General features: G+C 42.1%; 9 protein-coding genes. 2 read left to right on the top strand and 7 right to left on the bottom strand.

What is annotated here, in order from left to right; translation table 11 throughout:
- The 6 genes from F7D73_RS12650 to F7D73_RS12625 form a co-directional block, all read right to left on the bottom strand.
- The coding region (locus tag F7D73_RS12650; RefSeq protein ID WP_153122177.1) for a site-specific integrase at window positions 1-908 on the bottom strand (908 nt) is incomplete at its 3' end.
- 400 nt (window positions 909-1,308) lie between these two features.
- A complete protein-coding gene (locus F7D73_RS12645) occupies window positions 1,309-3,879 on the bottom strand; it encodes an outer membrane beta-barrel family protein (protein WP_153125224.1) in 2,571 nt (856 codons plus the stop codon).
- A gap of 1 nt (window position 3,880) precedes the next feature.
- Window positions 3,881-4,660: a DUF4974 domain-containing protein gene (locus tag F7D73_RS12640; protein ID WP_153125222.1), complete on the bottom strand. Its 780-nt coding sequence runs from the start codon at window positions 4,658-4,660 to the stop codon at window positions 3,881-3,883.
- 161 nt (window positions 4,661-4,821) lie between these two features.
- Window positions 4,822-5,310 carry an RNA polymerase sigma factor gene (locus tag F7D73_RS12635; RefSeq protein WP_228117747.1) on the bottom strand — a complete coding sequence of 163 codons (489 nt, stop codon included), beginning with the start codon at window positions 5,308-5,310 and terminating at the stop codon, window positions 4,822-4,824.
- A gap of 203 nt (window positions 5,311-5,513) precedes the next feature.
- A complete protein-coding gene (locus tag F7D73_RS12630; protein WP_153125220.1) occupies window positions 5,514-7,076 on the bottom strand; it encodes a hypothetical protein in 1,563 nt (520 codons plus the stop codon).
- Window positions 7,077-7,096: 20 nt separating this feature from the next.
- On the bottom strand, window positions 7,097-9,673 hold the full coding sequence (locus tag F7D73_RS12625; RefSeq protein ID WP_194256918.1) for an outer membrane beta-barrel protein: 2,577 nt from the start codon (window positions 9,671-9,673) through the stop codon (window positions 7,097-7,099).
- Window positions 9,674-9,888: 215 nt separating this feature from the next.
- On the opposite strand from F7D73_RS12625, the gene F7D73_RS12620 reads away from it, so the two are divergent.
- Complete coding sequence (locus F7D73_RS12620; RefSeq protein ID WP_089544535.1) at window positions 9,889-10,182, top strand: nucleotidyltransferase family protein; 294 nt, start codon at window positions 9,889-9,891, stop codon at window positions 10,180-10,182.
- A complete protein-coding gene (locus F7D73_RS12615) occupies window positions 10,175-10,543 on the top strand; it encodes a HepT-like ribonuclease domain-containing protein (protein ID WP_153125216.1) in 369 nt (122 codons plus the stop codon). The genes F7D73_RS12620 and F7D73_RS12615 overlap by 8 nt, the downstream gene beginning before the upstream one ends.
- A 72-nt stretch (window positions 10,544-10,615) precedes the next feature.
- Here F7D73_RS12615 and F7D73_RS12610 read toward each other — a convergent pair whose 3' ends face one another.
- The gene (locus tag F7D73_RS12610; protein ID WP_153125214.1) at window positions 10,616-12,919 is read right to left on the bottom strand and encodes a TonB-dependent receptor; all 2,304 of its coding nucleotides are present in this window, start codon (window positions 12,917-12,919) and stop codon (window positions 10,616-10,618) included.
- Window positions 12,920-12,998 lie beyond the last annotated feature (79 nt).

Genomic DNA, 12,998 nt, shown 5'->3' with positions numbered 1-12,998 from the left:
GCCTCGGGCAGGAGTTTCACCCTGGCAAGTGTTCCGGTCTTCTTGCGGTTATAGATGAGCCATTTGTCGCCATCCTCCAACACCTTGACATTGGCTTTCGTGATGGAAACGGTGTCTATGAAGGCTGTTCCTGCATAGCAGGCGAAAAGAAACAGGTCACGGCTAACGGATAGTCTCGGCTTGTCTTCGGGCAGTTCCACATCACGGATTTTTATGAAATCAGACATGCTGAGAGCCTTGGGTGTCGTAACCCTTGGAGTGCCAACCCGATAATGGGCGAACAGCAGGTTCTTGCACAAGCCTCGCTCAAAGGCGATGCGGCACATCTTCTTGAAGAGCGACACATAGATGGTGATGGTTCCTGATGAAAAGCCTTTCTCGTCAAGCAAGTAATGGTGAAAGTCACTGATGAAAGGCTCGGTCAGCTGTCCGAAAGCCAAATCAGTCAACCTATACTTCTCCCCGATGAACTCAGCGAGATTCTTGCGAATCTTTCTGTAAGTCCAGACACTGCTCTTCGACATATCGATGCCCTCATGGGTGCTGAGTTCACTGATATGCTCGTCCACGAAGGAGAGAAGGGTGGTCTGTGTCTTGACGCTGCCCTGCAAAGCCTCCTTGACATCCTTAGCCTCGAAGTCCGTTCTCTTTTCCACAAGCACATCGAAAGCCTTTTGGATGGAAAGCAACAACTGCTCGATGTCCTTGTTGGTTTCCACGGCTTCCTTGCTCTTGCCCTCCAATCGGCTGGCACGAGGATTCCAAAGCGATGGAGTGCAAGACAACTTGCAGGAGAACTGCGCCATAGTCCTGTTCACCGTGATGCGTCCCATGATGGGAGCTTTTCCATTCTTGTCCATTCCGCTCTTTTTTAGGTAGAGCAACACCTTGAATTTTTCGATTTTCATAACGCTTACATTTTGAGTGTGCAAATATAATCATTTTGTAAGCGTTCCTTGATACGCAAAACATTGAGAATCAGCGCAATAAAATCCGTTGATGCACAAAGTTGCCTTTCCGTATTGTTACCTGCTTTGCATAGGTAACTGTGGCTCACGATTTAGTAACTGAACTACTTCAATATTCCTCACTCGCTTGCTTTATGCCGATTTGGCAACTTTGTGCAAATCTGCTCATTCCCAACTGTTTACGTTCCAACCTCTCTTATTCTCCTTTGGCTGCTTTAGAGCTTTATGTTAAAAAAACTAACTCATAGAGTTAACATCCAAAAGTCATAGAGTTACGGGGAGAAAAGCATAGAAAAAAATAACACGGACAAATTCAATTTGTCCGTGTTTTAAAAAATAGCTATAATCTGCTCTTTTCTGCATTACCAGCACCCGTACCCTTATACTTGCTCTTGGTGGCATTGAAGTTATAAGTTACATTGACCAAGAACATGCGGGTATTATCTATACCGGTTCTGGTGAAGTGCGCATACGAATTATGATATTGCCAACTCTCGTTCTGCCCATGAAGCAAATCCTCTGCTTCCAATCTTACAACCAGTCGGTTGTTCAGGAACGACTTGGAAATAGACGCATCCAGGGAATTCCATGCATAGTTGACACCCAATTCGCTATAATTACGCGACTGGTAAGAGTATTCTAATCGAGCCTTCCAATGATGTGGCAATACCCAGGTATTCTCCAAATCCAGATAGAGAGAAGGACGGTTGGCATTATAGTCGCTGACGTATTTGCTGGCATCAAAGAACTGATTGACCAGACCTACCGTATAGTCAAGATGCCATAAGCCTATCACCGGAGTAGCTTCAAGATAGAACTTGAGGTTCTGAATCTTATCTACATTTTCATAATATGACAGGGCTATATCCTTATTGCCCTGGAATGGCTTCATCATATATACCGAGGCATTCTTGTTGTAGATATATTCAGCAGAGAAACTCAGCCAGGAATATTGCGCATCCCATTCCAGATGAAAGGCATCCTTTGGTCGCAAGTTAGGATTACCGCTTTCATAGGAATGACGACTCGTATATCGGGTATAACCGGAAAGACGGAAGTAACTTGGTCGATAGGTCTTCGCCGTGAAACTCAACGAAGAATGCCACTTGCCCTTGTCATATCCCAAGGATACATTAGGAAATACATTATCATACTTTCTGCTCATATCCGGATTGAGCACTCCCTCGGCATAATAGTCTGATTTTACATGCTCATATCTCACACCGGCATTCAGAGAATAATCTCCCAACGACCATGCAGCCTCAGCAAAAGCGGCTATGTTCTGTTCCTTGATTCTGGAATCATTGGATGCAGCCACACCACCCTCGTTCTTGTTGTTGGTATGACTATCAGAATTTGTGTATTCCGAACCAAAGTCTATGTTCAACTGGTCGGTCAAAGGATAAGAAACTACCAATTTACCGGCAAGCAACTTTCCTTTGGTATGGCTATCAGAACATACTATCTGGTCGCCCAACTCAGAACTGGTTTCGGTGGCTTTCTGTATCTGGTCTTTCGTCCGCCACATAGCAGATGCATTCAGGTCTATACTCCACTTGCCTATCTTACCATCATAATAAAAGTCAGCCTGATGAAAAGGAGTCTGCTTGGAATCTGACTCATCGTTGAGATAATTTACATCTCCCTGGTGAACTCCATCCTGAAAGATGGAATAGTTCTGCCTAACAGTAAAATACTTAGTATTGCCAGAACCAAACTTATACTTCAGACCGATGGTATGATTTTCATTGAATTCATAATTGAAACCCAGATTGGCATCAGGTCCATAATTTCTAGCATCTATGCGCCCTGCAGATTTTTGATATATCTGATGCTGATTGCCATTGATATATTCATCCAATCCCAACTTATCATAAGAATAGTAATCTGACCACATCAATCCACCGAATACATCCAATCCACCCACACGGTAATTGAGATTAGCCTGCTCTTGCCAGGCATTCTTCATGGCAAAACCATATTTTGCCTGGAAATTACCACTCCATCCATAACCTTGCTTCTTGACCGTAGTAATACGAATCACCGAATTGACCTGGGCATCATACTGAGCACCGGGAGTCGTGATAACCATCACGTTCTTCACATCCTTTGAAGATATGGTTTGCAATTCATTTTTGTCGGTCAGCTTTCTGCCATTGACATAAATCTCCGGTGTGCCTTTTCCGAACACCGAACAGTTTCCATCCTTATCTACACGCACTCTTGGAACCTGCTTCAACAAGTCGGCAACCATACCTGCATCACTCAGTATCGTGCCCTGCACCTGGGTCTGGAATCCCTCACGAGTCAGTTTGGTCTTTGGGCGAACCGCCTTTACAATCACCTTCTGCAGGTTCATCGTTGCCTCCTTCAGAGTAATTGAACCAATCTTACCTGTATTATAAGTAGCAACAGCGGCATGATAGCCCACACAACTTACTCTTACTATCGCCTTTCTCGCTCCGCAGGGAATCACGAACTGGCCGTTCTCATTCGTCACACCGCCATTTATCAATGAAGAGTCACGAACATTCAGCAGAGCTACATTGGCGAAATCTACAGGGCGTTTCTTATTGTCGATGATGCGACCTATCATCTTGGTGGGAGTCTTCTGCGTACACTCCACAAAGATGTTCTCGCCATCTATCGTCATCTTCATCGGATAGAAGCCCATAATCTGGCGGATGGCATCCGGAGCTGTTCGCTTCACGATACTTGTGGTAACCGTGAAATCCTCCAGTTCATCATACATAAAGTTGATACGATAATCCTTGGTGCTCTTGGCAAGGATGGTGAGCGCTTCTGACATAGAAGTGTTGCGGAAGCTGCGGGTGATGCGTTGGGCACAGATGGTCTGAAGAGAAAGGCTCATCAGACCTGCCAGCAGCATGATATATCTTAATCTTTTCATATTATTCCACAATTAAAGTTTGACCTTCATGACGAATATTCACTTTCTCGAAATGATTCATCAGTTCGATGATATCATCCAGACTCATGTTCTTCTCCAGTTGCAGGAAGAGACGGATGTGGCGAGCCGACTCGTTCTGATAAGTTACCTGGAGATGGAAATGCCCGGCGATAGAAGTCAGGATATTCTGAAGCTCAGCGTTTTCGTAAACCAATGGGAGCTGGGCAAGACTTGCAGAATCTGTCTTTTCTTCTATGTTGGATTTCTGAGGAGCAGAAACCTGCTGTATAGAATCCTTTCGGGATGCCACGAGTTCGGTATTGTTCTTATCAGATGGCTGATGAGAACGGGTTACCAGATGAATGGCAGCAAAGGTGATGCCGGAGACGACAAGGACGGCTGCAACGGCAGCTACCTTTCTCATCGGGCTCCAGAGAGGAAGCTGCTTGGCTGTTTGCTGGGTTTCTGCATTCTGACTCATCTCTTCTTTCTGCTGCTTTTCTTCTTTCTGCTGCTTTTCTTTCAGCTTCATCTCGTTTTTCAGCTTCTCCCATTCTGCATCAATCGAAGGCATCTTCATCTTTTCCTTCGACTTGGCGAAATCCAGAGACTGTCGGGTCTCTACCAACTGCTGATAGAGTTCATTCACTTCCTCATCGCCCAGAAGTTCATTCTTCTGGGTTTCGGAATACTTTTCGGGATGCTCCAGGAGATCGAGGAGCAAATCCCATTTCTGAGAATCCATCTTCTGAGGATTTATGTCAGATAATTCATGTTTCATTTTCTTTTCCTTTCTTCATTTTAGGGTTATTGTATAAGCGGATTGCAAATCCGCAAAATAAAGAGGTCGAACCTTTTTTAACGACGGATTGCAAATCCGTCGGAACGACTGGCGGAGGACTTTCTTGCGGCAAAGACTATCTTGCCGGAACGCCTGGCGGATTATTTTCCTTTCAACTTTTCTCTGAGCATTCGCAAACCTTTTACGATATGCTTGTTCACTGCCGAGACGCTGATGCCCAGCTCCTCCGCCGTATCCTTATACGACATTCCTTCCCGATAGCACAATCGGATGACGGAAGCTGTCTGGTCGGTCAGGTCGTGGTCGATGCAATCCACGGCAGCCTGCCATCGCTCTTCCAGACGAGAAGGTTCTTCCTCCGTCAATTTCTCTTCCGAGAGAGGAAGAAGCCGTTTCAGTCTTTCATCTCTCTTCTTTCTGGCTATAAGATTGATGCAGGCATTCTTCACGCTCCGCATCAGGTAAGCCCGGTCTGGAACCAGCTGTTTATCCCACAATCTGGAGAATACGTCGCTCACCACATCCCTCGCCTCCTCATTATCATGGAGCAAGGCAAAGGCGAAGCGATACATCTGCTCGTAATGGTCGTGGAACAGCCGTTCCATCCGCTGTTCATTTTCTTCTGTCATCACGTCATTTTCTTCTTGTTTCTACTCTTATATACAAGCTTTCCGGAAATCAATTACCCCTAAAATGAAGAAATTTTCTACTTTCTTTTGAAAAACCGATGCAAAGGTAATAAAAAACATCGGTCAAGCAAAGAGCAAACCAACATTGTTTTGCCTTCGCTTGACCGATTGTCATATATTCATTGTTGTATTGAGAGAGAAATCTATTTAATCGGCTCTGCATGGATACAATAGTAACTCTTCAAGGGATTTTCCTTATTCTTTTTCAAGATTAAAGCAACTAAACATCCCTCATAATCAGAGTTCCATTGCACAGGCGTATAGCCCTTCCAATACATCACAAGGTCTGCATCGGATGGCAAAGCCTTGAAACGATTGCGGTACTTCTCTCTGTTCGAATCATCTACCACAACACCCTTGCCATACTGACCATAATACATATCCATCAGATCAACCAGCATCCTCTTTTGCTCAGACAACACAGCCTCATGCTTCTTCATGCTTACCGGATCCTCAGAATCTAACAGTACCCCTGATACAATGTATTTCAACTCAGAATATGGCTTTTCTGGAAAATCAGGAGAATAACGAGGAGAGACTATCCGGAACCGCTTGCTCTGGTCGAAGATGCAATACAAATCATAGTCTTCATTAGATGGATTCAGCAAATCAGAAGAGCCGAAATCGTAACCCATGAAACCAGTATTATAGATATTGAGATAGATGCCGGAAGAATAAACTACACGTCCACCCTTATAGCCATCAGCAACAATCAAGGTTCTATCTTCCTCCGTCATAGAAGTATTACGGTTGATCTGAAAAAGATAAGTGGTAAGGTTAATTGACACAACACTCCAATTGTAATCATTTCTGAGACTCACTACCCTATCTGGCATTCCCTTACAAGACCATACAATGGAATCATAATAATGATAATAAGGGTTAGCTGATGAGTTATTGTTCTGATAATCGGTCAAATCAAAACTCAATAGTCTGAATGACTGAAATTTACTATGTCCATCACCCATTCCATGGGCATCCTTAGAATTGGCATATACACACCGAATATAATAACGGCAATCATCCGGTACTTTTTCAGTTTCATTTGGCTTGTCTTCTTCATCACTCTTATCAATAGTATAAGTATTCTGCACATCAATCAGTTCTAATGAAGATAAACGCTGATATACCACCAAGCCATAAACGGCTTTTTCCTGATTGTCAGCTACTGTCACCGAACCAATCTTCTCCATCACATACAGGTAAGCTTCATCTTCATGAAACTTCACATCCAGGATTTGCATATAATCATCCACCTTACCTGCCTTATTCGTTTTGATGACAATGCCCGTCGCATCATCATACGACCAATCCTGCTTCTTGAAACAGAATGTACGTGCATCTTCATCACGATAATAAGTCATCAACTGATTCTCTGATAAGAATTCATAGACCTTCGGACTATAATCCTTGATGCCTTCACGATAATCAGTTTTCGCAAGTTTACCGTTTTCCTTCATCTGATAGATGCCGACAGGTTGCCAGCCATAACTTACAAGCCAAGAATTCAGAACATTCCTATCTATATCACAGACAGGAGCCTTTCCATCTAAGATGCAATACCCGTCCTGATTTAAAACAAATGACTGGTTGAACAGTTCCTTGTCATTCCAAGGAAGGCTGTCCAACTTATCATCATCACTACTACAGCCAGTTAGCATCCAGATGCCAACCACCATGACTATCATCCATAAACAACGCTTCATATACTTTCTGTTTTTTTATTTTATAATCTGTTCTTTTCTGCATTACCAGCACCCGTACCCTTATACTTACTTCTACTAACATTAAACTTATAGCTGAATGAGCACATGAACATTCGGGTATCGGTATATTTTCTGGTATAGATATCGCTGGTACCATATACCAATCTTGTGGAATTGCGCATCGTCGCAAAAAGGTCATTGCCCGCCAAAATGACATTTAGGCGGTCGTGAAGAAAACTTCTACGCAAAGAGACGTCCACTCCTCCTTGTGCCATATAAAGCGGAAGCGCAGAATGGCCCTGCGTGTTCCAACTCATATCAAGATTAAGCGTCCAACCGCATGGTAGCGAAAACGCATTATCAAAAGAGCCAATGAATATCGGCTTGCTGTATGCCTTACCACCAATGGTCAGGAACTGCTTTCTCATACCAGCGTCCAACGTAGGATGCCACCATCCTATCGTCGGCGATGCCGTCAGTCCCACGTAACAAACCTGAGTATGATTCAAATTACGAAAGGTGTACATACTGATTAACTCATTGTCATGATACGGTTCTATCACCTGATAGCAAGGATCTACAAGATAACGCCAGTTGGCAAAAAACTGGAACCATTTATATCCCAGATTAATCCCTATGCCATGTTCGAAGGTTGACTTGAGCAATGGATTTCCACCCTGATAATAATAGCGACTATTATATTGCACATTACTACTTAACTGACTATAGGAAGGACGACTCACCGTCACCTTATAAACCATATTCATTTTCACATTCCCGATAGGAAAAGTCAAGGACACATTCGGAAAGAAATGGTCGTACTTACGACTTTGGTCGGGTACGAAATAATCCTTATTCTCCTCGCTCCAATAATCACCACCTGTATTATAGTAATTGGAAGAAACATGTTCGTATCTGAGACCAGCATTCAGTTCTACCTTGTTTAGTCTCAATCCATAAGAAACAAAGGCTGCAAGATTACTTTCCTTCACCTGGTCGTCCGTCTTGCCTGGCAAGTCAGTTCCCTGTTCATCTATAGTATAAAGATTGGCACGGCAACTTTCGGTAAACTCATTACCAATCTTCAGGGTACCTTTCCATACCGGAAAGCTCAGTACCAGCTTAGATGCATGCATCCAACTATCAGCCGTGAAATCAGATTCTATCGTACGAGAATCTCCGCCCTCAATTCCTGTTTCTTCAGAATATTGAGTCTGTCCTGTTTTACGAAGATATATTTCCCCATTCCATTCTATGCTCACCTTTCCTATCTGTCCGGCATAATAAGCCGTAATATCCTGCGTAGGTCGGCTTTTGAAACGACAATACATATCATTTGTATAGCTTTCTGTCTTGGAGCCATTCTTCCAGACATCCATCAGCGAATTCCATCCACCCCGACTATAAGGATTAATGCTCACCTCGTAAGTGGCACCCACAGAATGCCTATCATTGAAAACATAATTAAAACCAAGACTTCCACTGGTATAGTAACTCTTGTTTTTGATAATCAAGTCTTCGTTGATATTCATGAGCGTCTTGCCGTAGAGTCTGTTATCATTATGCTGATCCTGATAGCCCTGAGACAAACCGCCATACAAATTGGAGAAGATATCCAATCCCCGATAGCGATAGTTCAAATCGAGGACTTCACGATGATTGTCCTGATGATTGCGCTGATAGACTTGCCGATAAGTCAATCCCAAACCTTCTCCCTTTTTTCTTGTCGTTTTGATTCTGATGACTGCCTGATAGGTTGCATCGTATTCTGCACCCGGCTCGGTTATCACCTCCACATGTTTGATGTCAGAAGAACTCAATCTATCGAGGTCAATGGTTCCCTTGATTTTCTTGTTATCGATATAAATCAAAGGTTTACCTTTTCCCAAGACTTCTATATCACCGTTCTTCTGCATCACTCTCGGAAGATGTTTCAAAACATCTTCTGCCGAGCCCATTTTCTCCAAGGATGTACCTTCTACCTGAGCCACCAATCCTTCAGAAGTCATTCTGAAAGGCTGTCGATGTCCTTTCACTACAATTTTCTGCAGGTTCATTGTTGCCTCTTTCAGAGTTATTGTCCCTATCTTGCCTATATTATATGTATTGCTTGCCGTAATATAGCCCACGCAACTTACTCTTACTATCGCCTTTCTCGCCTCGCAGGGAATCACGAACTGGCCGTTCTCATTCGTCACGCCGCCATTTATCAATGAAGAATCACGAACATTCAGCAGGGCCACATTAGCGAAATCTACAGGGCGATTCTTATTGTCGATGATACGGCCTATCATCTTGGTGGAAGTCTTCTGCGTACACTCCACCATGATATTATCTTCCACCTGCGTCATCCTGATGGGATAGAATCCTATCAGCTGCATGATGGCATCGGGAACGCTCAGGTTTCTGACGCTCTTGGTTACCCTGAAATCCTCCAGTTCATCATACACGAAGTTGATGGTGTACTTATGCTGGCGGGCATTCAAATCCTTCAACGCCGCAGAGAACGACACATTATTATATTGTCGGGTGATGCGCTGGGCTAATATGGTTTGAAAAACAGCCACACAAGCACAAATCATAATCCATTTTTTCATATACATCAGTCTTTCTTTTTTCTGTTACTTATTATCTATACAGTTGAGCCAAGCGAAAAACTAAGCAAAACATAGATTATTTTCGAAAAACCTATGCAAAGGTAATAAAAAACACCCTAAAGCCAAGTATTTTGAACTATTATTGCAAGAAAACCCAGCAAAAACTTGGAACATAAAAAATAAAATCGTATATTTGTGGCAAAAATGGAAAGATAATGAAAACGACAAACGATTATATTACCATACTTCGCAAATACCTAAGCACCAAAGCAGATGCTTATGGCATTACAAAGATTGGAATCTTTGGATCTGTGGCTAGAAACGAACAGACCGAAGACAGCGATGTTGATGTTTGCGTAGAAATGAAAAAGCCAGACTTATTTACAATGGTTCACATCAAGGAAGAACTGCAAGAGCTCTTTGGTAAGCCTGTAGATATTGTCCGACTTCGCAATAACATGAATCCGATGCTTTTGAAGCAAATTAAAAGAGATGGAATCTATGCATGACGAAGAACTCTTATACTATTCACTCAAACGAATTGCTTCGACTATTGAAAGAATCATCAATAATTCTCAAGCGATTGATGATTCACAATATTATGTACTTTCTCCTGCTGGCATGGAACGCCTCGAAAGTACCTGTATGTTGCTCCTTGCAATAGGAGAAAGTATCAAAGGTATTGATAAAATGACTCAAAAGCAGCTTCTTCCTAACTACCCAGAAGTAGATTGGAAAGGAGCTATGGGAATCCGTGACATTATTGCTCATCACTACTTTGACATAGACGAATCTATTGTCTTTGATGTAGTCAAGAACAAACTCCCTGGAATGTTAGAAACAATCAATAAGATGATAGAAGAATTATAAAAAACATCGGTCAAGCAAAGAGCAAACCAATATGGTTTTGCCTTCGCTTGACCGATTTCAAACCTAAGAACTCTACTTCTTCAAAATAGAGATACCCTCTTCTGTGCTATTCAAGACTTTGCCGAGTTTATGTTTCTTCTCAGCATTCTTGCGGAAAGTATATCTTAGAATTACCCATGGACGGAATTTCTGGTCCTTGTAATGATTCTCTATTACAGAATGGAAAGATCCGTCAACCGTCGTCACCTTGCTTTGATATTCACCCGTAAGATGCTGTAAGCAGACACCCATATAAAAATCTGGCGTAAAATTGAAATTTACCTGAAGATTGGCAACTGACGGATGCTTATATCTGGTATAAGCCAATGCCGTGTAATCTCTTGAATTATAATCTACATCACCATAGAATGAAAAGTTTTTCACTTGTGCGTCAAAGCCAAATGAAGCATAAGCAGAGTTTTTGGCATCTTGCCCCATATAATGATCGGCTTTCCAGCCCCCACCGGCATAGACCCGTCCCCACTTAAAACGATAACTCAAATCTGCGCCTGCTGATACTCGGGAGAAATGCCCAGTGTTGGCATAAGTGCTATAATAAATGCCCCCATCGGAATAACCGTAGTTTTCTATCACATCACTTACGTATTTATACCCAACAGTAGGGATAAAGTAGAGTTTTCCGACATTCAAAGTATATGACATAGAGGCGTAATGTGTCATCTGAGGTTTCAGATTCGGGTTACCTAAACTTACAAACAATGAATCTGTTGATGTATTGTAAGGATTCAGATAGGCGACATTCGGAGCCATATTTGTAAGCTGGTAACTTAAGCGAACAGAGTTGTGTTTGTTGGCTATCCATGTCATACTAACATTGCCCCTTGGACGGAAATAACTGTAGCTGGCTTCGCCTGCCTTTGCCCATATACCCTCCATTCCTATTGATGCATTATAGCGTAATTGCTTGAAAGAACCACCATAACCTACATACACATATTGATTATAGCTATGATGTTTGAAAAGAGGATTTTCACCAATGGCATTATCGATGTCATCCATAATAAGCGTACTATGACTTCCCGCTATAAGAGAGCTATTGTTGGCATATTCTTTGGAATAGTCTATATTAAAACTTCCAGAATGACGCTTGTTGTTATATAGAATATTAGCATCAACCTGCTGCTCGTCGTAATAATCTACACGATTGGCACTATAATCGTTTTTATTGAAATTGTATGCTAAGCGCAACTCCAAATCACTACTTTTTGAAAATGAATGTTTGTAATACAGACTCGTGGTGAGAATATTACTCTTATTCTTATCAAAGGATTGAAAGCCATACAACTGCAAAATATCCGTAAGATAATTTCCCTGTGCCAAGCTTTTTCCTTCTGTAGAATTATATGAGTCGTAGAACTGAGCCGCAAAGTAATCATTAGACGTAATCAGATACTTCAGTAACAATTCCCCTATCCATTTGTGAGTGTCATTACGAGTTGACTGGTCATAAGTCTGTTTATAACCTGTGTTCGTGCGATTAACAGAAGATTCCACATCTTCATGATATTTATAGTGATAGGCAGCTCTACCATAAAGACTTATCTTATGGTTTCCCACTTCAAAATACCCCACACCAAAGCCATTGCCAACAGGAATTTCATGACGTGTTGCCCCTTCAAGCCATAAATATGGTTTGGTATGTCTTTTTAGCTTTATGTTCAAAATACTCGTAACACCTTCTTGCAAATAGCGGGCAGATACTGAGTTTACAACCTCAACAGACTCAATGTCTGTTGGAGAAATCGGTCCGATACCCGAATTGACCATATTGCCATTGATGAGAATCAAAGGAGCTTTACCGTCAAGTGTCTTTACAGACGAAGTATTAGCATCTGATATGATGGCAGGAATCTCCTGCAAAGCCCTGAAAGGATTGCTCATTTTCTTGGCTGCAGACGACAGATAGAACACTTCACCATTAGCTGTCCTCTTTACTATTTGGCTACGGTCTGCAACAACTGTCACTTCTCCCAATTCCTTTGCCTCTTCTGTTAACTGAAAATTACGACGGGTTGAACCTTTTATTTTAAGAGAATCACTTACCGACTGATAACCCAAGCACGTCACCTCTACAATATAATTACCGTCAGGAACATTCTTCATTGAAAAATGCCCTTTTTTATCAGAAGAGGTGGTTTTAAATATCTTTCCATCTAGTATAAGCAGGACATAGCCATCTGCAATTCCGCCATTTCCTTCCTTCGACACAATTTCTCCATGAAAAACATTCTGCTGTGAAACTCCAGAATTGGGCTCCTGCGCTTTTACCATGACTAATGATAGCAAGCTGATTATAACGAATAAAAATCTCCTCATATTTCTTTCGAGTTAGTAAAACCTTATATTTCGCTTACAAAAGTACAAAAAAAAGACGACAACACAACAAAACGACAGA

It is taken from the genome of Segatella copri, from assembly GCF_009494395.1.
Lineage (GTDB): Bacteria > Bacteroidota > Bacteroidia > Bacteroidales > Bacteroidaceae > Prevotella.
The sequence above is the reverse complement of the archived record's forward strand: the minus strand, read 5'-3'. Positions and strand labels throughout refer to the sequence as shown.